This window comes from Klebsiella huaxiensis, from assembly GCF_003261575.2.
Lineage (GTDB): Bacteria > Pseudomonadota > Gammaproteobacteria > Enterobacterales > Enterobacteriaceae > Klebsiella > Klebsiella huaxiensis.
In genome coordinates this window covers 3,295,497-3,318,254 of the sequence record NZ_CP036175.1, presented here as the reverse complement: position 1 = coordinate 3,318,254, position 22,758 = coordinate 3,295,497, and the positions used below count along the sequence as shown (strand labels likewise).

General features: G+C 50.4%; 20 protein-coding genes and 1 pseudogene. 9 read left to right on the top strand and 12 right to left on the bottom strand.

Annotated elements, in window-relative coordinates:
• Positions 1-17 precede the first annotated feature (17 nt).
• From DA718_RS16005 to DA718_RS15985, 5 genes and pseudogenes are all read right to left on the bottom strand, one after another.
• Positions 18-3,149, bottom strand: a complete 3,132-nt coding sequence (locus DA718_RS16005) for a hypothetical protein (RefSeq protein WP_130624388.1) — start codon at positions 3,147-3,149, stop codon at positions 18-20.
• Positions 3,150-3,652: 503 nt separating this feature from the next.
• A complete protein-coding gene (locus DA718_RS16000; RefSeq protein WP_016947617.1) occupies positions 3,653-4,633 on the bottom strand; it encodes an IS5-like element ISKpn26 family transposase in 981 nt (326 codons plus the stop codon).
• A gap of 70 nt (positions 4,634-4,703) precedes the next feature.
• Positions 4,704-4,832, bottom strand: a pseudogene (locus tag DA718_RS15995) (PTS sugar transporter subunit IIB); the annotation flags it as partial.
• 169 nt (positions 4,833-5,001) lie between these two features.
• Positions 5,002-5,193, bottom strand: a complete 192-nt coding sequence (locus tag DA718_RS15990; protein ID WP_110273450.1) for a hypothetical protein — start codon at positions 5,191-5,193, stop codon at positions 5,002-5,004.
• A 316-nt stretch (positions 5,194-5,509) separates the two neighbouring features.
• Positions 5,510-5,704, bottom strand: coding sequence for a hypothetical protein (locus DA718_RS15985; protein ID WP_112217337.1), 195 nt, complete (start codon positions 5,702-5,704; stop codon positions 5,510-5,512).
• A gap of 288 nt (positions 5,705-5,992) precedes the next feature.
• Here DA718_RS15985 and umuD point away from each other — a divergent pair, with 288 nt between their 5' ends.
• Together umuD and umuC are read left to right on the top strand one after the other, a co-directional pair.
• Complete coding sequence (gene umuD / locus DA718_RS15980) at positions 5,993-6,415, top strand: translesion error-prone DNA polymerase V autoproteolytic subunit (protein ID WP_112217338.1); 423 nt, start codon at positions 5,993-5,995, stop codon at positions 6,413-6,415.
• Positions 6,415-7,680 carry a translesion error-prone DNA polymerase V subunit UmuC gene (umuC, locus tag DA718_RS15975; RefSeq protein WP_112217339.1) on the top strand — a complete coding sequence of 422 codons (1,266 nt, stop codon included), beginning with the start codon at positions 6,415-6,417 and terminating at the stop codon, positions 7,678-7,680. Before umuD ends, umuC begins: the two co-directional genes overlap by 1 nt.
• A 172-nt stretch (positions 7,681-7,852) precedes the next feature.
• On the opposite strand, the gene DA718_RS15970 is transcribed toward umuC, so the two are convergent.
• The 3 genes from DA718_RS15970 to DA718_RS15960 all read right to left on the bottom strand — a co-directional run bounded on the left by DA718_RS15970 (position 7,853) and on the right by DA718_RS15960 (position 10,848).
• On the bottom strand, positions 7,853-8,944 hold the full coding sequence (locus DA718_RS15970; protein WP_185928550.1) for an oxidoreductase: 1,092 nt from the start codon (positions 8,942-8,944) through the stop codon (positions 7,853-7,855).
• Positions 8,937-9,680 (bottom strand): DeoR/GlpR family DNA-binding transcription regulator, encoded by a 744-nt coding sequence (locus DA718_RS15965; protein WP_112217340.1) that lies wholly within the window; start codon positions 9,678-9,680, stop codon positions 8,937-8,939. The genes DA718_RS15970 and DA718_RS15965 overlap by 8 nt, the downstream gene beginning before the upstream one ends.
• A gap of 79 nt (positions 9,681-9,759) precedes the next feature.
• Positions 9,760-10,848: a YncE family protein gene (locus DA718_RS15960; RefSeq protein ID WP_112217341.1), complete on the bottom strand. Its 1,089-nt coding sequence runs from the start codon at positions 10,846-10,848 to the stop codon at positions 9,760-9,762.
• Between the two features lie 403 nt (positions 10,849-11,251).
• Between DA718_RS15960 and fhuE the strand changes: the two genes are divergently transcribed.
• Positions 11,252-13,417, top strand: coding sequence for a ferric-rhodotorulic acid/ferric-coprogen receptor FhuE (fhuE, locus tag DA718_RS15955; protein ID WP_112217342.1), 2,166 nt, complete (start codon positions 11,252-11,254; stop codon positions 13,415-13,417).
• A gap of 55 nt (positions 13,418-13,472) precedes the next feature.
• Here the strand turns inward: fhuE and DA718_RS15950 are convergent, their stop codons facing one another.
• Both DA718_RS15950 and DA718_RS15945 read right to left on the bottom strand, forming a co-directional pair.
• A complete protein-coding gene (locus tag DA718_RS15950) occupies positions 13,473-14,105 on the bottom strand; it encodes a winged helix-turn-helix transcriptional regulator (protein WP_112217343.1) in 633 nt (210 codons plus the stop codon).
• A gap of 83 nt (positions 14,106-14,188) precedes the next feature.
• Positions 14,189-14,818: a winged helix-turn-helix transcriptional regulator gene (locus DA718_RS15945; RefSeq protein ID WP_112217344.1), complete on the bottom strand. Its 630-nt coding sequence runs from the start codon at positions 14,816-14,818 to the stop codon at positions 14,189-14,191.
• Positions 14,819-15,238: 420 nt separating this feature from the next.
• Between DA718_RS15945 and DA718_RS15940 the strand changes: the two genes are divergently transcribed.
• From DA718_RS15940 to DA718_RS15930, 3 genes are all read left to right on the top strand, one after another.
• Positions 15,239-15,769 carry a fimbrial protein gene (locus DA718_RS15940; protein WP_112217345.1) on the top strand — a complete coding sequence of 177 codons (531 nt, stop codon included), beginning with the start codon at positions 15,239-15,241 and terminating at the stop codon, positions 15,767-15,769.
• A gap of 53 nt (positions 15,770-15,822) precedes the next feature.
• The gene (locus tag DA718_RS15935; protein WP_112217346.1) at positions 15,823-16,500 is read left to right on the top strand and encodes a fimbrial biogenesis chaperone; all 678 of its coding nucleotides are present in this window, start codon (positions 15,823-15,825) and stop codon (positions 16,498-16,500) included.
• A gap of 64 nt (positions 16,501-16,564) precedes the next feature.
• Positions 16,565-19,096, top strand: a complete 2,532-nt coding sequence (locus DA718_RS15930; RefSeq protein ID WP_112217347.1) for a fimbria/pilus outer membrane usher protein — start codon at positions 16,565-16,567, stop codon at positions 19,094-19,096.
• A gap of 655 nt (positions 19,097-19,751) precedes the next feature.
• Here DA718_RS15930 and DA718_RS30960 read toward each other — a convergent pair.
• Together DA718_RS30960 and DA718_RS15920 are read right to left on the bottom strand one after the other, a co-directional pair.
• Complete coding sequence (locus tag DA718_RS30960; RefSeq protein ID WP_323808934.1) at positions 19,752-19,937, bottom strand: hypothetical protein; 186 nt, start codon at positions 19,935-19,937, stop codon at positions 19,752-19,754.
• Entirely contained in the window at positions 19,919-20,899 is a 981-nt protein-coding gene (locus DA718_RS15920; RefSeq protein WP_016947617.1) for an IS5-like element ISKpn26 family transposase, read from the bottom strand. Before DA718_RS15920 ends, DA718_RS30960 begins: the two co-directional genes overlap by 19 nt.
• A gap of 95 nt (positions 20,900-20,994) precedes the next feature.
• On the opposite strand from DA718_RS15920, the gene DA718_RS15915 reads away from it, so the two are divergent.
• The 3 genes from DA718_RS15915 (at position 20,995) to DA718_RS15905 (ending at position 22,699) form a co-directional block, all read left to right on the top strand.
• Positions 20,995-21,387: a fimbrial protein gene (locus DA718_RS15915; RefSeq protein WP_267285561.1), complete on the top strand. Its 393-nt coding sequence runs from the start codon at positions 20,995-20,997 to the stop codon at positions 21,385-21,387.
• Positions 21,388-21,395: 8 nt separating this feature from the next.
• A complete protein-coding gene (locus DA718_RS15910; protein WP_112215670.1) occupies positions 21,396-21,914 on the top strand; it encodes a fimbrial protein in 519 nt (172 codons plus the stop codon).
• 182 nt (positions 21,915-22,096) lie between these two features.
• Positions 22,097-22,699, top strand: coding sequence for a helix-turn-helix transcriptional regulator (locus DA718_RS15905; protein ID WP_112215769.1), 603 nt, complete (start codon positions 22,097-22,099; stop codon positions 22,697-22,699).
• Positions 22,700-22,758 lie beyond the last annotated feature (59 nt).

The window sequence follows — 22,758 nt, the reverse complement described above, 5'->3', positions numbered from 1 at the left end:
TGTCTCCTTCCTCCCGCTCAGGGGCTGTTTTTCTGTGGCTGTACGCTGAGAAACCAGGCCAGGTTATTGGTGTTGGTCGCTACCTTTTGCCCCGAGGTCACGGCACCGGCGAACACCAGGAAATCAATCAGTACGCCTGGCGGGAAGCGGTAGCCGAAGACGCTGAGCTGAATGTTATTGAACAGAAAGGCGTACACCGTTTGCTTGCCGTCATCGAGATCCACCTTCAACAAGTTGGCTGCGCCGAAAGTGGTCTTAAGGATCCCTTCCAGTTCAAAGCCGCCTGCGCCTGCCGAGAGCTGCGGGAGCTGGACAAACAGTGCCGCAGCGTCGTTATCAGGTACCGTTGACGACGGTCCCCAACCGAGGATCACTTTGGCATTCAACCGTGCGCTGGCCCCCAATGCGCCAAGTGAACCGAGCTGCATGTCATATTCCAGGCCATAGCGTGCGGAGCTGGTGGCGTAGGAAACAGGAAGCGCGGCGGCCGGCTGCGGCGGCGAGGAGGGCGGCGGCAAGGATCCCGCTGCGGGCAAGTATCCTTCCAGTTGCAGGATATTGACGGTCGTCGCCCCCAGCGTGCTGGCGTTAAGCGGCTTGTTGTCGGCGGCGCTCAGGAAACGTGAAAATTTGAGCGGGATACTGTAAAGCAGGCTGTCAGCGCGGATCGCCTCATTTGATGGTCGCGCGCTGAGGGTGCTCATATCCAGCGTTACTTTTTTACTGTCTGGAATGCAGTTACCATCCGCACCGAGCGTGAATTCAATGTGGGTTGTCAGGCCACTAAAGGGCATCCCGGCATCCGCCTCTCCGTAGGAAAAGAGGTCCAGCCCGCCGCTGGTGGGAAAAGGCATGGCGTTAAACCACAGTTGCCCGCCCAGCACGAACTGTGCTTTTACGCGTATGTCATGGTCCGGACTGCCATCCGGAGTACTACTGACCGGCACCAGTGATGCATTATCAAACCGGGCATGGCTCACGACCTGGGTCGCGTCCTTACTGGGCGCAACGATGTCGTAGATAAACCCGTCATCACTGGTAAATATCACTCGCCCGACGCCATCACTGGTGGTCTGATATTTGCCCTTAATGCTTAGCGTATTGGGGTTGATTCCCGGTGCGGGCGAAGCGCGAGGGCGCAATGCGACGTCGCGGCTGAACAGCTGGTTCAACGTCAGTCCCACGGTGGTATTAAATTGCGTTACAGCAGAGTGGCTGAACACCACAATCAACGTTTCCACCTCATAGTCTACGGGCCCTTGCTGGACGGCAGGGCTGGCAGGTGTGCTGGTTTCATCGTAAAAAATCACGCCAAACAACGATGATTTTTTGATATCCAGTTGGGTGGGAGATGCGTGATGGCCGAGCAGATTACTCTGAATGCCAATATGATGGGCTCGCAGGCCGCCGTTGATGCCGCCAAGTAGCATTTGTAGGTCGGGCGGCATGCCGTTGCCATTGATAGCCGCATTGAAAAATAGCACCCCGGTCCATGTGCGGTCATTGACGATACGGTTGAAATTTTCAAACGGGTTATCCGGCGCATGGGCCTGATCATGGGCAAATCTAATGGCTTTTTGTAGCGATTGTGAAATGCTGGCAGGGTCGGTGTTGTAGCGCTGCGCGGCGGTCCACAGGGCGGGCTGTTGACACAACTCTGCCAGGGTGGCTGTGGTGTTGAATTTGAACACCATAATAGTTTGTTGCGTATCTTTCGCACTAAACGCCATGTTGAACTGAAAACCACTGAGCCAGGCAGTACTGTCAAAAAACCAGTCATCACCCGGTACCGTGACGACGTAAAAGAGCTGATTTTGCGTCAGGGTTAGTGCCAGGTGCGTTGGCACGTGCGGCGGTGCATCCTTCGATGATAAACGCAGGAAACTCAGAGGCTCCGGCGGACTGGTGCTGGTGTGCGCCTCCTCCATAGCCAGCGTCAGGCTGCGCCAACCCCCCTGTTCATCAATATCAAACAGCAAGCCCTGTGGATTGGTGGCGCTACGTAACCTCGGATCGGCTTCGGTAGCGTTTTGTGGCATAAAAATCGGCCCGCGGGATTGCTCAGTTAGCATCGCGTGACGCACAGCACCGATGACCATCGCCTCAAAGCGGGTGAAATCTGCTGAGCTTATCGCCGGGCTGTGCGCTGCGCTGCGGTCGAGACCGCCATAGGGTACCCAGGGAAATAGTGCGCTGGTAGTGAACGTTTCCAGTAAGACATCAATGGCGATTGGAAATGCGGTATCGTTAATATCGCCGAAAAAAGGCGATGAGGCGGGCTGACCATAATAGTGCCCCTCGACGGCCAGCGACTGCCACTGTGCCCATGAGGTCGTATAGGCGGTGTCGAGAATATCCCTGGCATCCAGGGCGGCGGTATCGGATGCCAGCTGTAGCGAAAACGCGCCTGCCCATGCGGGTTGATCGGCGATAAAGCGCAAAGTATCGCCACTGTTAATGCGAAAATATTCACGGGTAAACAGCCCCGGCATCACCTGCAACGTGCTGGCGACTATTGGTGATTGGGCTTGGGTGACCCGGTAATCGCCGATCGGAGAGAGATAAAGTTCCCCGGATGACGGTGGTGATGAGACATCGGGTCGCCAGGAGAAAGCAAATCCTGCACCAACGGTGTCCGGTGCTGGAGAGCCTGAAGCCCATGGATCGACAGGTTGTAGCTGCAACGTCATGCCGTCATTAGTGTAGAAATCTTCTGAACGCAGTAGGGCGGCCTGATTTTGCCAGCTAATTTTGCCGATCCGCCCCGTAGTGTCGATTTGAAAGCGCGTGGTGCTGGTTTGGCGTGGTAACAGTGGATTAAGCCAGATCTCAAATGCGCAGTAGCTACCGGGTTGGAACGGGGTTGGATCGTAGAGCGGATAGGCCAGTGTTTGCTGTAGCAATGTACCGGGCACGTAGTGAAAATAGCCGCCAAAATTATCCAACAACTGCGGGATGTTTAAACCTACGGAAAAATTAAAGCTACCGGACGCTAAACCATCCAGCCAGAGGTTGACCAACCAGCCCTCGCTGCGATAGCCAAGTGTTTGCGGTATCTGGTAGTACTGCAGGCCAATCAGGTCGAGATCGTTGGGGTCTGATGTGTACAATTGCAGCGCGGGATAGCCGTTTTCGTCAACCAAGGTCATCGGTATCCCGCTCTGTATAGTCAGCGATAAACCTGACCAATAGAACAGCGGATCGTTGGTGACAGTATCGAATTGGCCCACTTTTTGTGAGCAGATGCAGGGCAGGTCCGTCGTGATGTTGATACTGGCAAGCCACACGATATTATGCGATACGGCAGCGGAACCTGACAGTGGAGGAAACCCCTTACGTGCAGCGCGGATAAATGCGGGTGCTTGTTGTTGGCTAATTGGCTGGGGAATAAAAAAATACCAGCCAGAAATCGTATCCCAACTATTTTGTAAGGTAACGGTTGAATCGGTAACGGGGGGACTTATCTCCGCTGTTTTCTTTTTTCGTGTTTTCGTGGACAGACTAGGGAAGGTGCGAATAAGCAGGTCATTTCTTCCCAAGCTGACTCGCTGATTAAAATTTCGCGGATCTGGGCCGATTTTTTTCCCGCAAACACATCGAATCAGCCTATTTAGGCTATTTTTTCCACCATTTCTGGCGTTATTTCCGGTTTTTACTGAGATCTCTCCCACTGACGTATCATTTGGTCCACCCGAAACAGGTTGGCCAGGGTGAATAACATCGCCAGTTGGTTATCGTTTTTCAGCAGCCCCTTGTATCTGGCTTTCACGAAGCCGAACTGCCGCTTGATGATGCGAAACGGGTGCTCCACCCTGGCACGGATGCTGGCTTTCATGTATTCGATGTTGATGGCCGTTTTGTTCTTGCGCGGATGCTGCTTCAAGGTTTTTACCCTGCCGGGACGCTCGGCGATCAGCCAGTCCACATCCACCTCGGCCAGCTCCTCGCGCTGTGGCGCTCCTTGGTAGCCGGCATCGGCTGAGACAAATTGCTCCTCTCCATGAAGCAGATTACCCAGCTGATTGAGGTCATGCTCGTTGGCCGCGGTGGTGACCAGGCTGTGGGTCAGGCCACTCTTGGCATCGACACCAATGTGGGCCTTCATGCCAAAGTGCCACTGATTGCCTTTCTTGGTCTGATGCATCTCCGGATCGCGTTGCTGCTCATTGTTCTTGGTAGAGCTGGGTGCCTCAATGATGGTGGCATCCACCAAAGTGCCTTGGGTCATCATGACGCCTGCTTCGGCCAGCCAGCGATTGATGGTCTTGAACAATTGACGGGCCAGTTGATGCTGCTCGAGCAGGTGGCGGAAATTCATGATGGTGGTGCGATCCGGCAGGGCGCTATCCAGGGATAATCGGGCAAACAGGCGCATGGAGGCGATTTCGTACAGGGCATCTTCCATGGCACCGTCGCTCAGGTTGTACCAATGCTGCATGCAGTGAATACGCAGCATGGTCTCCAGCGGATAGGGCCGTCGGCCATTGCCCGCCTTGGGATAAAACGGCTCGATGACAGCGGTCATATTCTGCCATGGCAGAATCTGCTCCATGCGGGAGAGGAAAATCTCTTTTCGGGTCTGACGGCGCTTAGTGCTGAATTCACTATCGGCGAAGGTGAGTTGATGGCTCATGATGTCCCTCTGGGATGCGCTCCGGATGAATATGATGATCTCATATCAGGAACTTGTTCGCACCTTCCCTAAAGAAATTCTCAACACCAACGGCACTGATTAAAAGATCTAAACCCTGAGTATCGGCTGTTTTTTGCATTTTTCTGGCAATAATTCCTGCCGTTTCGCCGAACAGGCAACATATTAATAACTTTTTCACAATTTAATCCTCGGTGAGATACCTAAGCTACATTATTCCTCCATGGCTGATGAAAATGCGCGATACGTCAATATTCTAATACTAATTTATTAGACGGCATCTTCACTATCACAGAAGCCAGAAACAAAAGCTTCTGTGATGTTGTGAATGAGCGGATATGGCTATTGGGTTACTTTTTTTTGCGTGAAATCACGAAGCGATCGTCAACGCGCGTGAGTTTTGCTCCATTGGTGCAGTGCTCAATGGCGAAATTAAAAAACTCATCAGAGTCGAGTTCAAAATCCAGTTCGATTTTAATGGTTTCACTGGATTGCAGAAGCTGCTTTGCCTGTTCCAAATCACTGGCCTTAACTATTCCCATCTCTTCACCTCGTTTTAGCGCTGGTGGCGTCCGGGCTTCATCTTACGGCCTAAGTTTTACAATCATGCGACACTGGCGTTTTATTTCTGCGAGATAAGTTTTTCGGCCTTACGTAACACGATCACCATCGCTTCAGGAGACCCGATAGCGATGGTAACCAGTGCAATCTTAGAGCCTATCCCAGTAGGCGTTATTGGCGCAGGCAGTTTGAACACGGACAGCGCACAGAAACCGGAGCGTACACGTAGTACGTGAGGATTTCGAGCACTGCCCAGGTTCAAAATGGCAAGTAAAATAGCCCTAATGGGATAGGCACTTAATCAACGTTAGTGAAGTAGTCTCGTGCGACTGCCTCAACGTTCTTTGCATCAATGCCCGTCTTCTCCGTGATCGAGGCAATGAACGGCTTGAACTTCTCTGTTATCACATGGCCACCGTCCCAATGAGCGACGTAGAAGCGGCACTGATAGCGATAAAAGTGGAGAGTGGTGTCTCCTAACGTGTAATACATAAGAATCTCCCGTTCAGTATGTCGGATGGATCGCCACAATTTGTGAGCAAAGAGCCGATTGGCGGATTCTATCCTCCTCCCAATTGACCGAAATTTCCAGAGAGCAATACAAAACCATCGGGAATACGTATAGGGGCTCCTACACAATATCGACGATATGATTAGCGTACGGATGCTAAATTCTCCACAACTTCAATGTGTTCACGTTAATGCCCTGCATGTGGCTTGATTAACGTCATTGAAGCGCTGATACTGTATATAAATACAGTATATGCAGGTGAGTTTATCATGATGTTCTACAAGCCGGTTGAATTGCGTCAGGTCATCTCGATTCCGTTGTTTAGCGATCTTGTTCCGTGTGGGTTTCCCAGTCCGGCGCAGGATTATATTGAGAAGGGGATTGATCTCAACGAGCTTTGTGTCAGTCATCCTGCTGCGACCTATTTTGTAATGGCAACAGGTATGTCGATGGTTGATGCCGGTATTTATGAGGGTTCGCTGCTGGTGGTGGATCGCAGTCTGAAAGCAACGCATGGCGATATCATCATTGCCTCGTTAGCCGGTGAATACACGGTCAAACGCCTCTGCACGCATCCCGTGATGCAATTGATGCCAATGAACCCTGATTTTCCTCCGATTGAACTACACGATGGTGGTGAAGAGCTGGAGATTTTTGGCGTCGTCACGTTCAGCATTAATCGGTTTCGCTAATGTTTGCTCTGGTAGATGTGAATTCATTTTATGCCAGCTGTGAAATGGCCTTTCGCCCCGATTTGCGCGGGCGTCCGGTGGTGGTATTAAGCAATAATGATGGCTGCGTGATTGCCCGAAATAGCGAAGCTAAACGGCTTGAGATCCCCATGGGCGCGCCGTATTTCAAAGTGAAATCTCAGTTTGAGCGTTACCAGATCGCGGTATTTAGCAGTAACTACGCACTGTATGGCGATATGTCGCACCGTGTGATGACCCTTCTTGAAGAGCTGGCCCCATCAGTTCACCAATATTCCATTGATGAAGCATTTGTGAATCTCTCCGGGCTTAATCGTCCTGGGGAACTCGAGGCATTTGGTCGCCACGTGCGAACGACATTACTCCAGTGCACTGGTTTGACGGTAGGTGTGGGAATTGGGCCGACTAAAACATTGGCTAAGCTGGCTAATTATGCAGCGAAAAGATGGCCGCAAACCGGAGGCGTGGTTGATCTCTCTTTATTGGTCAGGCAGCGAAAACTGCTGGCTCAGGTTGAGGTCAGCGAGATCTGGGGCGTTGGTCGACGAATAGCGAGAAAGCTCAATGATATGGGGATTAAAACGGCGCTTCAGCTTGCTGAAACGCCCGCGTCGCTTATCAGAAAACATTTCAGCGTCGTGCTGGAGCGCACAGTGCGAGAGTTGTGCGGCGAGCCTTGTCTTGAACCAGAAGAGTTTATGCCGACGAGGCAGCAAATCATCTGCTCGCGTTCGTTTAGCCAAAAGGTGAGCGAATATGAACCGATGCGTGAAGCAATATGCAGCCATGCGGTTCGCGCCGCCGAGAAACTCCGTGCAGATCATCAATATTGCCGCTATGTTTCCGCCTTTATTAAAACCAGCCCGTTTGCAGGTAATGAAGTCTATTACGGTAAAGATGCCGGAACCAAAATCCAGATCCCAACGCAGGATAGCCGGGATATCGTCGCTGCGGCGATAAAGTGTCTGGATACCATCTGGCGGGAGGGGTATCGGTTTCAAAAGTGTGGCGTAATGCTGGGCGACTTCTTTAGCCAGGGGGTGGCTCAGTTGAGCTTGTTTGATGACTATCGGCCGCGAGCCAATAGCGAACAGCTCATGACGGTACTCGATCACGTTAACCAACGAGGAAAAGGGCGTCTCTGGTTTGCCGCGCAGGGAATAGAGCGTGCTTGGGAGATGAAACGAAACATGCTATCTCCGGCCTACACCACCCGTTTTAGCGATCTGATGCGGGTGAAACTGTAGGCCGGATAGATTCCCCGAAGATGGCGCTGGAGCGCCTGTAACGACGGGCGTAATGTCGACACGGCGTGGCGGTTTCCCGGAGGCGCTGCTGTGCACCGGTCCAGGTTACCGGTCCGTGCTGGCTGTGGTTTTTATTGCTTGCCCGGCGATTTCTCTGGTCACAGAACCTAGCTTATTTCAGGCCAGCCAGTTCATTGGCGGTCAGCGCTAAAGTTTGCGTCATCCCGCTCTCAGCAGATTGCACCGCGGCTTCCAGCACTGCCATCACGGCGAGTGCTTCTAATGGTGATACCGGGTTGTTGATTTTCCCGGTCAGCGCATCACGGACGTGAATATAGTACTGGCGCTGGTCGCCCTGCGGTGTACTGATTTCCTGGGTTTGTAGATCGGTATCGTAAACCACCAGACTATCGTCGTCATGGCCCCAATCTTCGCTGCCAGGAACCACACCTGCCAGTAATTGACTTTCCTGCTGGTCCGCTTTTTGTTTGACCACGCTGCCTTTATCGCCATGAATGGTAAAGCGCGATACGCCGCCGGCCACCAGCATGCTGCAGTGCAGAATCACTTTATGCTGTGGATAATTCAGCACCACATGCGCCCAATCGTTAATTTGCGCACCATCGCGCAGGGTCGCGATATTCCCCTGCACGGATTGCGGTAGGCCAAACAGTTGCAGCGCCTGGTCAATCATATGCGGGCCTAAATCAAACCACAGGCCGCTGCCCGGCACATTCTGCTCGCGCCAGCGAACGCGGACTTCCGGGCGGAAGCGGTCGAAATGCGATTCAAAATGTTTAACCTTACCGATAAGTCCTTGCTCGATAACCTGCTTAACGCCGAGATAATCACTGTCCCAGCGGCGGTTATGGAACACCGACAGCACTCGTTGTTTCTCTTCTGCAAGCGCAATCAGCTCGCGGGCTTCCTGCATATCGAGCGTAAACGGTTTGTCGACCACCACGTGCTTGCCAGAGTTTAAGGCTAGCCGGGCGAGCGGGGCGTGGGTCGCGTTTGGGGAGGCAATGACCACCAGATCGATATCCGGATGCTGAATCGCCTCTTCAGGTGAGGCAATTACGGTCACATTCGGCAAATCGCGCTTCACTTTTTCTTCATCGCGGGAAGCGACAATCGCCAGATTCAGGCCGTCAACGGATTGGATCAGCGGCGCATGGAAGGTTTTGCCGACAAAACCATAGCCAATCAGGGCGATATTGATGTTCTTAGCGTTATTCATAAGCGTCTCCGCGTCATTAAGCATCAGCGATGTTGAGGTGTATTGAGCCGTTATCCTTCAACTCTTTCCACGGACGGTCGAGAAAGAGCTGATGGATATCGGTGAGTTCAGCGACCAGCCAGGGTTCGCAGTGGTCCAGTTTCATATGGTCGGCGACCAGCCAGTGTTCAGCGCTGGCCGCCAGCATGGCGCGCTTCACCTGGGCATCGGCTTCCTGGCTGGCGCTCAGGCCAAGTTCGCCATGAAGCGCGCAGGCGCCAAGAATGGCGATATCCGCACGATAGCGTTCGAGCAGCGACAGGGTGGCGTGACCGGCGAACAGGCGCTGTTGCATATCCCATTTGCCACCCAGCAGAATAAGCTGAATATCCGGGCGATCGCTGAAGTGCTGGGCAATATCCAGAGAGTGGGTAATGACCGTCATGGGGCCGGTTATCTGGGTCGCGACGGCCAGTATCGTGCTGCCTGCGTCAAGAAACAGAGTCGATCCGCTGGGGATCTTCTCGGCCACCATTTTGCCCAAGCGCTGTTTGGTATCCGCGAGCAGAGCGTTTCTGCTTTGGCGATTCATCAACGAGAGATTCAGGGCGATAGCGCCGCCGTGATTCTTCTGTGCGAGTCCCTGTTTTTCGAGGTCGGTAAGGTCGCGGCGCAGGGTATCTGCAGAAACCTGCAGCTTATTTACCAGCTCGCTGATAGTGACTTCACCCTTTTCGCTAAGAATATCAAGCAGGTATTTTTGCCTGGCCGTTTTATGCATCTTTTAAATTCCGCAAAATGCTGCAATAACTCGCATAATACAGCATTTTGCGGCAAAAGAAATCGGGATGATGCCGAGGTTAGTTCAGCGCAATGCGCGCCACGCTGTCAGGGCCTTTGGTGGTGTTATCTTCGTTGAAATCCTGCTTGATGGTGACGTAAAGCGTGTTGCCGTCAGGAGAAATCAGCAGGCTGTTCGGATGGCTATCGAAAGACCATGTATTTTTCAGCGCATAGCTGGTGGCATCGAGCTGTAATACCTTTTTCGACTCGCGCTGGCTGATATAAATTTCATTGCGTTTGGCGTTGAATTTGATCCCCAGCGCATCGCCCTCAAGACGTTTAATCACTTTTCCCGTGCGCTCATCAAACACCAGCGTCGTTTTCGCTTTTGAATCGTCAGTCACGAACAGGCGGCCAGTCGCCGGGTCTTCCGCCATGTTGAGAAACAGGTACTCTTTGCCGTCACCCGGCGTCCAGCGTTTTTCAATTTTATTGGTGGCCGGATTAATCACCAGAATTTCGCCGCCGCCGTTAGCCGCATAGATGAGTTTGGTTAGCGGAGAGTAGATGATCCCGGTCACCCATTTGCCGGCTTTTTCAATCTGGGTTTTCAAAGTCATGGTTTTCGCGTCAACCACGGAAATGTAGCCGGGATCGGTCACGCGGCCGATGTAGAGTTGATTGTCGTGAAACAGAACTTCCCGTGCGCCAACAGGATCTCCATCTTTGTCCTTGCCATCGAACATCAGGCGTTGCAGTACTTTCCCGCTACGGGCATCCACTTTTGACACGCCGCCATCCAGCGAGTTAGTGGTGTAGAAAACCTGACCGTTATCATCGACCGCCATACCAAAGTTTTTGAGATCGGTATGGGTTTCGACCGTGGTGGTCAGCGTTGTCGGGTCAAGTCGGTAGAGCATGCCGCCATTAACGTCTTTGAACCCCTGAGCGCTGGCAACAAACAGGGCATTTTGCCCGGGTATCAGAGCTAACTCATATAAACCATCCCCCAGTTGACGCTGGACCAGAGGTGATGTGGTTTTCTGGTGGACGGCGGCAGCGGCTGGTGGCGATGTCTCTGCCATGGCCTGCAACGTGGTCAGGGTCAATGCCGTAACAAGCGCAGCGGAAAGCGTGGTTTTACGCGGGCTGAACAACGATTTCATTCTGAACTCCATCATTGGGTTTACGTGCTCTAAGGCAGAGCAGGTCGCTAAAACAAGAATGAGAATCATAATCATTTGTTTGGGTTGAGCAAACTGGCTAACGAAGCGGGAGGGGAGCGATCGCTGATTTCTAAGACCCAGGATGGGTATTTTTCAGCGGTAGTGAGTAGGAATCCGGGGTGGGGAGAGGCTAATACATTGATTTGATGTAAGTATACATTTCCTTACAGTTAACTTACAAAACATTATGAGTTTAATAAAACAAATAATTATCATTTCCATTCTCAACTGTTGCTGTCTCATGTTATTTGTGGCGCTAAATCTCATGGAAAAGAGGATTATTTCATCAGCGCTACTGGTGTAACAGCTGCATTCACAAGAATAATTCCTGATGGAAAAAGTTATGTTTCTCAATGGCAAGGGAAGTTCAGGGCGCGCATCCATAAACAAAATAGTAAAACCGTTTACCGTTTCGCTGCTGGCGTTGGCTGTACACGCGTTTATTCACCCTGCTCGGGCAGCAGAAAATACTCAGCAGAATATGGTGGTGTACGGCAGTACTGAAAATACAGCAGATGACTCACAGGATTACGCCGCGAAAACCACGCGCGCGGGCACCAAAATGCTGCTGGCACCGCGTGATGTGCCGCAGTCTGTCAGCATCGTTACCCAGCAGCGTATGAAGGATCAAAACCTGCAAAGTATTGATGATGTGTTGACCAACGCGACCGGCGTGTCAGCGCAGGAAATCGACAGCGAACGTTCGTATTACTACTCTCGCGGCTTTGAAATCACCAGTTTCTCCTACGACGATATCCCCACCTCGCTGGGCGATGCGTGGAATTACGGCGATGCGGCGGAAGATACCGCTATTTACGATCGTATTGAAATTGTACGTGGCGCAACCGGGCTGATGACCGGAGCGGGCGATCCCGGCGCGACGGTGAATATGGTGCGCAAAAAAGCCGACAGCAAAACTGTAACCGGCAACGTCAGCGCCAGTTACGGGAGCTGGAACAAGCAGCGCTATGTCGGCGATTTCTCGACACCACTCAACGCCGACGGCAGCGTACGCGGACGGGTGATTGCTGGTTATCAGGATCAGGATAGTTGGCTGGATCGCTACCATAAGACCAAAAAGTTTCTTTATGGCGTCGTGGATGCAGATTTAACGGACAGGACAACGTTGTCGCTGGGCTGGGATTATCAAAAAACCAATACCGGTAATCCAACGTGGGGCGGGCTACCGAGCCTGTATAGCGACGGCTCGCGCACCCATTACGATCGCAGCACCAATACGGCAGCCGACTGGACGCGCTACGCTGTCGAATCGCGCAAGGTGTTTGCCAATCTGACCCACGACTGGGATAACGGCTGGTCATTGCGTTTCAACGGTACTCATGGCGAGCAGACGTTTAACGACACCTTGCTGTACGTGATGGGTAACCCCGATGCGACCACCGGTGAAGGTACCACCGGCTGGGGCAGTAAAGACCGCGGCAAACGGACCCTTGACTCTTTTGATACCTACGCCAGCGGGCCGTTTAATTTATTCGGCCGCCAGCACCAGCTTATGGCCGGGGCCAGCTACAGCCGACAGCACAACGCGAGCTATAGCCAGGATGGGCCGATGGATAGCGACCAGATGGGCATCTTTAATAACAACTGGAACGGCAGCGTCGCTCAGCCGGAATGGGGTGACTGGTATCTTAATGCCGATGATATTGTGCGGCAAAAATCAGCCTATACCGCCGCGCGTTTCTCTCTGGCCGATCCGCTGTCGCTCATTCTTGGCGCTCGCTATACGCAGTACAGCGCTAACGGCAGCAGTGGCGATATGCGCAAATACAACATGACGCCATACGGCGGCGTGGTCTACGACATCACGGAAAGCCTGTCGGCCTACGCCAGTTATACGTCAATCTTCTCGCCACAAACTAAACGATCCGCTGATGGAGCATGGCTGTCGCCAATCACCGGCAAGAACTACGAAACCGGCCTAAAAGCCGATTGGATGGATAGCCGATTAACCACCAACTTCGCAATTTTCCGCATTGAGCAGGAGAACGCATCGGAAGCCATCAGCGGGGTCTTTGTCAATGGCTCCAGTGAACAGGCCTATCGCGCGACAAAAGGAGCGGTGAGTAAGGGGGCGGAGTTTGAAGTTAATGGCGCGGTGACGGACAACATGCAAATGACCTTCAGCGCCACTCGCTACGTCGCTACTGATAGCAGCGGTCGCTACAACAGTTTCGCCCCGCAAACACAGCTCAAACTGTTTACCCGCTACCGTGTTCCGGTGCTGCCTGAGCTGACCGTCGGCGGCGGTGCAACCTGGCAAAATCGGGTTTATAAGGATGTGACCGGCCCGGATGGTGAAACGCAGCGTCTGTATCAGGGCAGCTATCCGCTGGTTAACCTGTTTGCGCAATATCTGTTAACGAAGCAACTGACCGTGCAAGCGAACGTCAATAACTTGTTCGATCGTGAATATTACTCGTATCTGGATGATTCGGCGGTTTATGGCGAACCCCGTAACATTTCGGTGAGCATGAACTACACGTTTTGAGAATTTGCCCAGCCGATACTGACTGTCTGCAGAGGTGGGTAATCAGGTTGGGCGTTTAAAAGCGGTTGGGTAAATGGTGAATGGCGATCAGTTTGCCATTTTCCAACTGGATATAGTTGCCTTTTTTAAGCTCAGCCAGCATTTTCATAATACTGCTGCGTGATAATCGGGTGCGATCGAGAATGTACTGATAAGCCGCGGTACTGGCACGAATTTCGTCTGTTTCCTGAATGAGCATCAGTAACTGATAGCGTAAAATATCAAAGCTGGTAGGCGCCGTCAGCATTTCGTTATAAATGAAAAGCTTGTTAGTCACGAACATGACGTGTTTAGCTAAAAGATCCCAAACTTGTTTTTCTTCAACCAGCGCCATCACTTGCTCATAAGGAAGGGTGGCGATTTCAGATTCCGTCATCGTACGTAGATGAAGATGTTCGGATAACGGTACGGTAAAACCCAATGCTAGCGGAGCGGAGAGAATACCGAGTGAGAATGCATCTTCATTACGAGCGAGCAGAAGACTCCCTTTGCGCACAAAATGGCACAGTGGCTCTGCGCCACGGCGAAAAAAAAGTTTGCTGCCTTTAGCCAGAGTGCGGAAATCCTCATTGCAAGTCACCGCGGCAAGAAGACGCGTTAGATGCGGGGAGGGAATTTTGATATCGGTGTGACGATCGTGCGTTGTCATAGGTCTTTCTGGTTAATCTGATATGACATTAAATCTAGCAGAACATTGTTGTTGGACAACAGAATGCTCGCTGAGAGAAAACATTAGTACTTCATCGGGATGCCCTGTTTTATCTGTAAAAGAATGCCTCGCTCGGTCGTAATGTAGCTCCCCTTTTTTAGTTCAGCGAGGATCTTCATAATGCTGCTGCGAGAAAGAAACGTACGCGACTGGATATAATTTGCTGCCGTAATACTGTGGCGAATTTCCTCGGATTCCTGCATCAATTCATACAGCTGAGAACGTATAATTGCGTACGAAGTTGGTGCCGAAATGCGCGTGCAGTGATCGTAAACCCTTCCCGCAGTGTAAATTAACAGATGTGACAAACTCTCCCATAAATCTCTTTCGGCAATAATTGCGTTTGCTGTAAATAAAGACAGGCAGGCAATGCGGGAAGGCTCCATCGTTTGCATATAAAGATAATCAGCAGCCGCAAGCTGATTGCTTAAGCCGAAAACGTAAGGGGCAGATTCCGAGTTCATCATAAAGCCATCTCGGGTGCGAAAAAGGGCAATACTTCCCGAAAGCAACAAGTAACATTTACGGGAACTATCATTTTCATAGTTAATTTTTTGTCTTGCATATGTTTCAAATATGTTGGATTCAGGTTTGAGTTGGTTGATCAGGTTTTCAATATGCTGATTAGGTTTAAAGGTTAAAGCATTGTACATACTTGTTTTCACTGTTTTTATACCGTCAGATGCGTTTAACTCTCTGCTGGGAGAACGTTGTGCATGAATATTCCGATTCATTTGAGACCGAAATTATGTGCCAATATGTAGCAGGGAGTGAATATCCCTGTCGGTGTAAAATTACACCGAAAAATCACTTGAGTTGATGTGTGTATTTATATCAATATTTAAAGCAGTAGTAATGATGTTGGGTTTTTTAATATTGATTTATTACGGGTTGATATCTCCTGTTTTAATGTTTTTTCTGGTGAGCATATTCTCATGCGTTACCTCCGACATAATGACTATTTACATACCAATATGATGAAGCAATGGAATTTCTGTGAAATATAAACTGATGAGACATACATCTAATGTTTTATTCACAGGAATATACTTAACCAAGTAAGGAGTATCACAATGAATAATAAAATAATGATCGCCGCATTCGCTGTTAGCGCCGCTTTGTCCGCAGTAAACGTTTATGCTGCTGACGGTACAATCAACTTCACCGGTGAAATTATTGACCAGGCCTGTACCGTTGATATCGGCAGTAACAACACGATGACCGTTGACCTTGGTCGCGTAGCCCGGACTTCTTTCCTGAGTGCAGGAGATGAGTCTGATTCAACGAAGTTCACGATTAAATTAATCAACTGCCCGGTTTCTGTTAGCTCGGCGAAAGTGAAATTCGATGGCGCGAATGACTTAAGCAATAGTGATTTGTTGGCGGTGACTCAGGGGGCGGCTGCGGCAACGGGGGTCGCCGTCAAATTGATGACAGCGGATAAAAGCCTGCAGGGCCTGAACCAGGTCAATAGCTATAGCTATCCGCTGGTCACAACGGCTGATAACAACCTCGATTTCTATGCGTCCTACCAGGCAACTCAGGCGGTTGTTACCGCCGGTACGGCTAACGCAGTAGCTAACTTTACCGTTAACTATAACTAATTCTTTAGCGTCAAACGGGGCCGATATTCGGCCCTTACTGTCCGGAGTATTCAATGAAGTTTTTTACTGGCGTCATGATGAGCACGCTGTTAATGGCAACTATCACCTCAATATCTTACGCAGGGGTGATTATCGGCGGGACGCGCGTCATTTACGCGGGTGATAAAAAAGAGGCATCGTTAAGTATTACGAACCCGGATGATTTACCTTATCTGATCCAATCCTGGATAGAGCCGCCATCCACCAGTGGAGGTAAAGCGCCTTTTATTATTACGCCACCGCTGTATCGGCTGGATAAAAAACAGCAAAACGTTATGCGCATCGTACTGACCGGAAATTTAGCGCAGGATAAAGAATCTATGTTTTGGCTGAATATTAAGTCTATTCCGTCTGTCGCACCTCGGGATAACACTTTACAGGTGGCCGTCAAAACAAGGATAAAACTCATTTATCGTCCCTCTGCTTTAAATAAATCAGGCCCGGAAGAACAGGCGGATAAATTGAAATGGCAAAGAGTGGGTGATCGCATTCTGGTGACCAATTCAACGTCTTACTATATGAATTTTAATGAAATAAAAGTGGGGGCGTCAAAAATTGATGATGTGACATTTGTCGCACCTGGTTCAACCAGTTCGTACAGATTGCCCACCGGCGGAACCTCGATACAGGTTGAATTCAAAATTATTAATGACTATGGCGGAATTGGAGTGACGCATGTCGCCAGGTTATAAATAAAAAGACCAGACGATAGCGGAAATAAAAATGATAAAAGCTATCGCAAGGGAGTTAATGCTAATGAAAGCACTGAAGCAAATATCTATATATTATCCTTCATTCCTGGCGGTTTGGATTGCGCTGGTATTGTCATCAATGTGGAATGGTGCGCAGGGCCGTGATTTCTTTAACCCGGCACTTCTTGAAATTGATAATCCCGCGATGAAAGGGGCCGATCTTTCGGCGTTTGAAAGCGGCGCTCAGGCACCGGGTACCTATCATGTTGATGTGATTATTAATGATAGTCAGGTTGATACTCGGGATATTGTGTTTTATACCGTCAAAGACGGAGGCGGGGAGGTGGTGCTTGAACCCTGCCTGACGGTCGAACAGTTGCGGAGCTATGGTGTGAAAACGGCACAATTCCCCGCTTTGTCAGGAAAAGGAGAGTGTGTAAATCTCTCTGCAATACCGCAAGCTAGTTCTGAGTTTCTATTTAATACGCAAAAACTACGGTTAAGTGTTCCACAAGCGGCGCTATCACCGATAGCCCGAGGTTATGTTTCTCCGGAACTCTGGGATGAAGGAATTAATGCCGTTATGCTGAACTATATGCTCAGCGGAGCTAACAATTGGGCGCGCAATCAGGATAAAAATAGCAACAATCAATATGCCAATTTGCGTCCCGGCATTAATGTTGGCCCATGGCGCCTGCGTAACTATACGACCTGGAATCGAGACAGCCAGGGAACGAATAAGTGGGACACGGTTTATAGTTATGCGCAGCGTAATATTATTGCGTTAAAAGCGCAGCTAACGCTGGGTGATAGTACGGCACCCGCCGATATTTTCGATAGCATGCCGTTTCGTGGTGGCCAGTTAGCTTCCGATGATGACATGCTGCCGGAGTCGATGAGCGGCTATGCGCCGGTGGTCCGCGGGATTGCGAGGACTCACGCGCAGGTGATTATTCGCCAAAATAGCTACGTTATTTATCAAAACTATGTTGCACCGGGCGCGTTTGAAATTAGTGATATGTATTCCACCGGCGGCTCTGGCGATCTGAATGTCACCATCAAAGAAGCTGATGGTAGCGAGCAGAATTTTACCGTTCCCTATGCTTCGCTGCCGTTATTACAGCGCGAAGGACGAATCAAATATGCTCTTACCGCCGGGCAGTACCGTTCCTATGATAGCCAGGTCGATAAAACACCTTTTGGCCAGATGACGGGAATTTTGGGGCTGGCTGGCGGATTAACGATCTATGGCGGCTTGCAGGAGTCATCGAAATATCAGTCTATTGCCGGCGGACTAGGGAAGAATCTCGGAGAGGTCGGGGCGATATCTAGCGATGTGACGCAGGCCTGGTCGCATCCTCAAGGGCAAGAAAAGCAATCCGGTCAGTCTTGGCGAATGCGCTATAGCAAAAATATCGTGGCAACCGGGACCAACTTCGCGATTGCGGGTTATCGCTACTCCACCGGCGGTTATTACGGCATGCAGGAGGTTCTGGACTCTTGGGGCAATGGCAATGCGTTGCGTGAACAGCGGCGCAATAGAATGGAAGTGACGCTGAGCCAGGCGCTGGGCGAACGTGTCGGTTCATTTATGATGAGCGCGGTGCGCGAAGATTACTGGCGTACCAACCGCTCCGCCTCTTCGGTTAGCGCTGGTTATAACAACTCCTGGCAAGGGATTAGCTATGGAATTAACTGGACGTGGAGCAAAAATGGTGGAACCTCTGGCGGGCAAACCCAGGACTCGCAAAGTTCAGAGCAGGTTATTTCACTCAACATCAGCATACCGTTGCAGCGCTTTGCCAGCAGCGTCTGGGCAAATTATGCCCTCAATACCAGTAAGAATGGCGGAACAACGCACACCGTCGGAATAAATGGCATGGCTCTGGAAGGAAACGCGCTGAACTGGAGCGTTCAACAGGGCTATGGTACTGATGATGTCGGTTACAACGGCAGCGCAAACGCTGACTATCGGGGGACCTACAGCGAAGTGATGACGGGGTTCAGTTACGACCAAAACAGTGAACGGCTGAATTATGGTCTGGCGGGAGGCATCCTGGCTCATGCCGATGGTGTCACGCTATCGCAACCGTTGGGCGAAACGAATGTCCTGGTGAAAGCCCCGGGCGCAACTGGTGTGGGGGTTAATAATCAGAATGGTGCGAAAACGGATTTTCGCGGATATACCGTGACAAATAACGTTTCGCCTTACCGTAAGAATGATATTGGTCTGAATACGGCTACGTTACCGGATAACGTTGATCTGGATATTACCAATAAAACCGTTATTCCGACGCGTGGCGCGGTGGTACGAGCAGACTATGTTGCCAACGTGGGAATGCGGGCATTGTTGACGCTCAAACAAATTAACCAGCAGCCCGTGCCATTTGGCGCGCTGGTCAGCCTTAAAGGAAATGAGGGGCGTAGCGCCATCATTGATGAAGGAGGGCAGGTTTATCTAACGGGATTGTCGCCGCAAGGCGAGTTAATTGTTGCCTGGGGACAAGATAATTCTCAGCGCTGCCGGGTGAACTATTCATTGGCTGGAGAGAGTAGCGTTAGCGGAATCAGCATGGCGGAGTTTACCTGTCATTAAGTTTTATACCCTAAATAATTCGAGTTGCAGGCAGGCGGCAAGCAAGAGAGTCCCGATGAGCTTACTCAAGTAAGTGATTCGAGTGAACGCACGTAGTCAACGCACATGCAACTTGAAGTATGACGGGTATATTGGTCTGAAGTAGATGAGTATTTCTATGGATAAATTAATACGCTTTATTATTTTTATATTAAGCTTCACGGCTTTTACCTGCTCTGCGGTAACTTGTGAGGTATTACTTGCACAGATAAACACTGTCGGTTTTGGTACGGTGAATGTCCAGCGTGATACCCCACCCGGTGCGACTATTGCTTCAACGGTATCCCCGGGTTATGCGAAAGCTAAAATTACTTCTGATACCGGGGAGTCTTGCCCAGGGAATTATTCCATGGTGTATTTGTCTGGTGTCGAGTCGTCAATTAGTGGGGTCTATAAAACAAATCTGGATGGAGTAGGGATAAAAGTTAACGGTATGCCCGGCGATTTTAGTTTACCACCGGTGACTCCGAGTTATGTTTTTAATCTTGGTTATTACACGGTGTCGCTGGTGAAAACAGGAAATATAACACCAGGTCTGTTAACGCCGGGATTAATTGCCCAGGCCTGGTTTGGCACTCCGGGAAGTTACTTTACAAAAATATCATTGGATGCTAACTCACAAGTAAATGTGCTTAGGGAAGGTGCGAATAAGCAGGTCATTTCTTCCCAAGCTGACTCGCTGATTAAAATTTCGCGGATCTGGGCCGATTTTTTTCCCGCAAACACATCGAATCAGCCTATTTAGGCTATTTTTTCCACCATTTCTGGCGTTATTTCCGGTTTTTACTGAGATCTCTCCCACTGACGTATCATTTGGTCCACCCGAAACAGGTTGGCCAGGGTGAATAACATCGCCAGTTGGTTATCGTTTTTCAGCAGCCCCTTGTATCTGGCTTTCACGAAGCCGAACTGCCGCTTGATGATGCGAAACGGGTGCTCCACCCTGGCACGGATGCTGGCTTTCATGTATTCGATGTTGATGGCCGTTTTGTTCTTGCGCGGATGCTGCTTCAAGGTTTTTACCCTGCCGGGACGCTCGGCGATCAGCCAGTCCACATCCACCTCGGCCAGCTCCTCGCGCTGTGGCGCTCCTTGGTAGCCGGCATCGGCTGAGACAAATTGCTCCTCTCCATGAAGCAGATTACCCAGCTGATTGAGGTCATGCTCGTTGGCCGCGGTGGTGACCAGGCTGTGGGTCAGGCCACTCTTGGCATCGACACCAATGTGGGCCTTCATGCCAAAGTGCCACTGATTGCCTTTCTTGGTCTGATGCATCTCCGGATCGCGTTGCTGCTCATTGTTCTTGGTAGAGCTGGGTGCCTCAATGATGGTGGCATCCACCAAAGTGCCTTGGGTCATCATGACGCCTGCTTCGGCCAGCCAGCGATTGATGGTCTTGAACAATTGACGGGCCAGTTGATGCTGCTCGAGCAGGTGGCGGAAATTCATGATGGTGGTGCGATCCGGCAGGGCGCTATCCAGGGATAATCGGGCAAACAGGCGCATGGAGGCGATTTCGTACAGGGCATCTTCCATGGCACCGTCGCTCAGGTTGTACCAATGCTGCATGCAGTGAATACGCAGCATGGTCTCCAGCGGATAGGGCCGTCGGCCATTGCCCGCCTTGGGATAAAACGGCTCGATGACAGCGGTCATATTCTGCCATGGCAGAATCTGCTCCATGCGGGAGAGGAAAATCTCTTTTCGGGTCTGACGGCGCTTAGTGCTGAATTCACTATCGGCGAAGGTGAGTTGATGGCTCATGATGTCCCTCTGGGATGCGCTCCGGATGAATATGATGATCTCATATCAGGAACTTGTTCGCACCTTCCCTTAGTTGCTCTATTTCGAGTCAGGTATTGAATTTTGATCTGGGTTCCGTCAGCGCCGCAGAATTTGGCTCTGCAGCTGGGTTTACACCTTCACATACGGACACGCAGAATTTAGGACTTAACTGTAATCCGGGTGCCAATATTAACGTTGAGCTTAAAGGCGTACAAAACCCTGATGCCAGCGCTAATGCCAGCGTATTGGCATTAACCGGGCAAGGGGGAGATAACGTCGCAGATGGCGTCGGAGTGCAGCTGCTTTATAACAATGCCCCGATACAGTTAAACAATCGACTGATGTTAAAACAGTCGCCTGGCGGACTGGAAAGCTTCCCGATTATGGCGCGCTACTACCAGACTAAATCGCTGGTGAAAGCAGGCGAGGCAAATGCCACGGCAACGCTGGATATGACTTATCAGTAGGAGGGGAAATGATAGCTAAGTTAAAATATTTGCTCCCGGGCCTGATATTTATTTCCGCTACAGCTTTCGGGGGCGACCCAGTTGCGTTGAATATCAAAGGTAAGATTGTTGCAGCACCTTGCCAGATCAGCAGCGATAGTATCGCAAGAACCGTTCCGTTGACGGGCGTGCAGGGTGTTCAGTCCTCATCTCTGTATACGCCGGGTTCAGCCACAGACTGGGTATTCTTTGATTTTAATATTGAACGCTGCCCGGCGGGAACGGTAAAAGCCACGATGCAGTTATCCGGCAATGCCGATAGCGCCGGGCCGGATGATCTCTACCAGAATGCTGGCAGCGCAGGCAATATAGCGATTCAGCTACAAACAGCAGACGGCCAGCCGTTAGGGAAAGATAAAACAGTCAGCGGCATTATTATCAATAATGAGTATCGCTACCATCTACGTGCCCGAGCATTTAGTTCGCAAGGGAACGTTACACCCGGAACAATTAGTGCGGTGGTTACTGCGACGTTTACCTGGCAATAAAGGAATGTCATGCTTTTCTGTATGCTTTTTTGTAAAACGGCAGTCGCTGTTATTTCAGTGACAACAATCGTCTGGTTGATGCTCGATATGCTATCACCTATAAATTAGAGATCGAAGTGACGACATTGAATGTTTTCATTAAAAATGACAATTACTTTTTTAGGGTAGGGTTTAGTAAGTTAATGGAAAGTCTCTTTCCCGACGTGCTATTTAATATGCACGTAATAAACGATGTTGATAAAGAGGTCATCATTGATGCTGATATTATGGCGCTGAATTTGTGCCGGGGAGAGGAATTTGTTTGCCACCCGGAATTATTGAATCGCCGGGTGGGTTTACTTATCGGTTTGGTTGATAAGCGGTTTCTGCGTCCGGGAGGGGCTTTGCCATTATGTCTGCAGGATATGGTCTTTATTCAGCAGGATGAACAGATAAATCGAATTATGGCGAAAATAAAACGGATTCACCTGCTGATGCAAGCGCAATCGATGGATAAACCTGATGTGCGGTGTTGTGAATGTCATCATCGGCAACTTTCCCCACAGCAGAGAAAAGTTGCCGCAGCATTACATGAAGGGCTGCCAGTAAGCGATATTGCGCGAAAACTCGCGCTTTGCACAAAGACGGTTTTCTCACATAAAAGAATAATTATGTCTAAATTCAATTTACGCAATGATTTGGACCTTTTGCTGCTGCTGAAATATTTGCAAATGAAAGATTGTTTAGGCATACGCGTTGAATATAACCAAAATAATTCGAGTTGCAGGAAGGCGGCGACGCAGTGAATCCCCAGGAGCTTACTGAAGTAAGTGACTGGGGTGAGCGAGGAAAGCCAACGCACAAG

Excerpts from the sequence above, each read along its gene's own strand:
- DA718_RS16005 (WP_130624388.1), bottom strand. The coding sequence starts at position 3,149 with ATGACCTTGGTTGACGAAAACGGCTATCCCGCGCTGCAATTGTACACA.
- DA718_RS16000 (WP_016947617.1), bottom strand. The coding sequence starts at position 4,633 with ATGAGCCATCAACTCACCTTCGCCGATAGTGAATTCAGCACTAAGCGC.
- DA718_RS15990 (WP_110273450.1), bottom strand. The coding sequence starts at position 5,193 with ATGGGAATAGTTAAGGCCAGTGATTTGGAACAGGCAAAGCAGCTTCTG.
- DA718_RS15985 (WP_112217337.1), bottom strand. The coding sequence starts at position 5,704 with ATGTATTACACGTTAGGAGACACCACTCTCCACTTTTATCGCTATCAG.
- umuD (WP_112217338.1), top strand. The coding sequence starts at position 5,993 with ATGATGTTCTACAAGCCGGTTGAATTGCGTCAGGTCATCTCGATTCCG.
- umuC (WP_112217339.1), top strand. The coding sequence starts at position 6,415 with ATGTTTGCTCTGGTAGATGTGAATTCATTTTATGCCAGCTGTGAAATG.
- DA718_RS15970 (WP_185928550.1), bottom strand. The coding sequence starts at position 8,944 with ATGCTTAATGACGCGGAGACGCTTATGAATAACGCTAAGAACATCAAT.
- DA718_RS15965 (WP_112217340.1), bottom strand. The coding sequence starts at position 9,680 with ATGCATAAAACGGCCAGGCAAAAATACCTGCTTGATATTCTTAGCGAA.
- DA718_RS15960 (WP_112217341.1), bottom strand. The coding sequence starts at position 10,848 with ATGAAATCGTTGTTCAGCCCGCGTAAAACCACGCTTTCCGCTGCGCTT.
- fhuE (WP_112217342.1), top strand. The coding sequence starts at position 11,252 with ATGTTTCTCAATGGCAAGGGAAGTTCAGGGCGCGCATCCATAAACAAA.
- DA718_RS15950 (WP_112217343.1), bottom strand. The coding sequence starts at position 14,105 with ATGACAACGCACGATCGTCACACCGATATCAAAATTCCCTCCCCGCAT.
- DA718_RS15945 (WP_112217344.1), bottom strand. The coding sequence starts at position 14,818 with ATGTACAATGCTTTAACCTTTAAACCTAATCAGCATATTGAAAACCTG.
- DA718_RS15940 (WP_112217345.1), top strand. The coding sequence starts at position 15,239 with ATGAATAATAAAATAATGATCGCCGCATTCGCTGTTAGCGCCGCTTTG.
- DA718_RS15935 (WP_112217346.1), top strand. The coding sequence starts at position 15,823 with ATGAAGTTTTTTACTGGCGTCATGATGAGCACGCTGTTAATGGCAACT.
- DA718_RS15930 (WP_112217347.1), top strand. The coding sequence starts at position 16,565 with ATGAAAGCACTGAAGCAAATATCTATATATTATCCTTCATTCCTGGCG.
- DA718_RS15920 (WP_016947617.1), bottom strand. The coding sequence starts at position 20,899 with ATGAGCCATCAACTCACCTTCGCCGATAGTGAATTCAGCACTAAGCGC.
- DA718_RS15910 (WP_112215670.1), top strand. The coding sequence starts at position 21,396 with ATGATAGCTAAGTTAAAATATTTGCTCCCGGGCCTGATATTTATTTCC.
- DA718_RS15905 (WP_112215769.1), top strand. The coding sequence starts at position 22,097 with ATGGAAAGTCTCTTTCCCGACGTGCTATTTAATATGCACGTAATAAAC.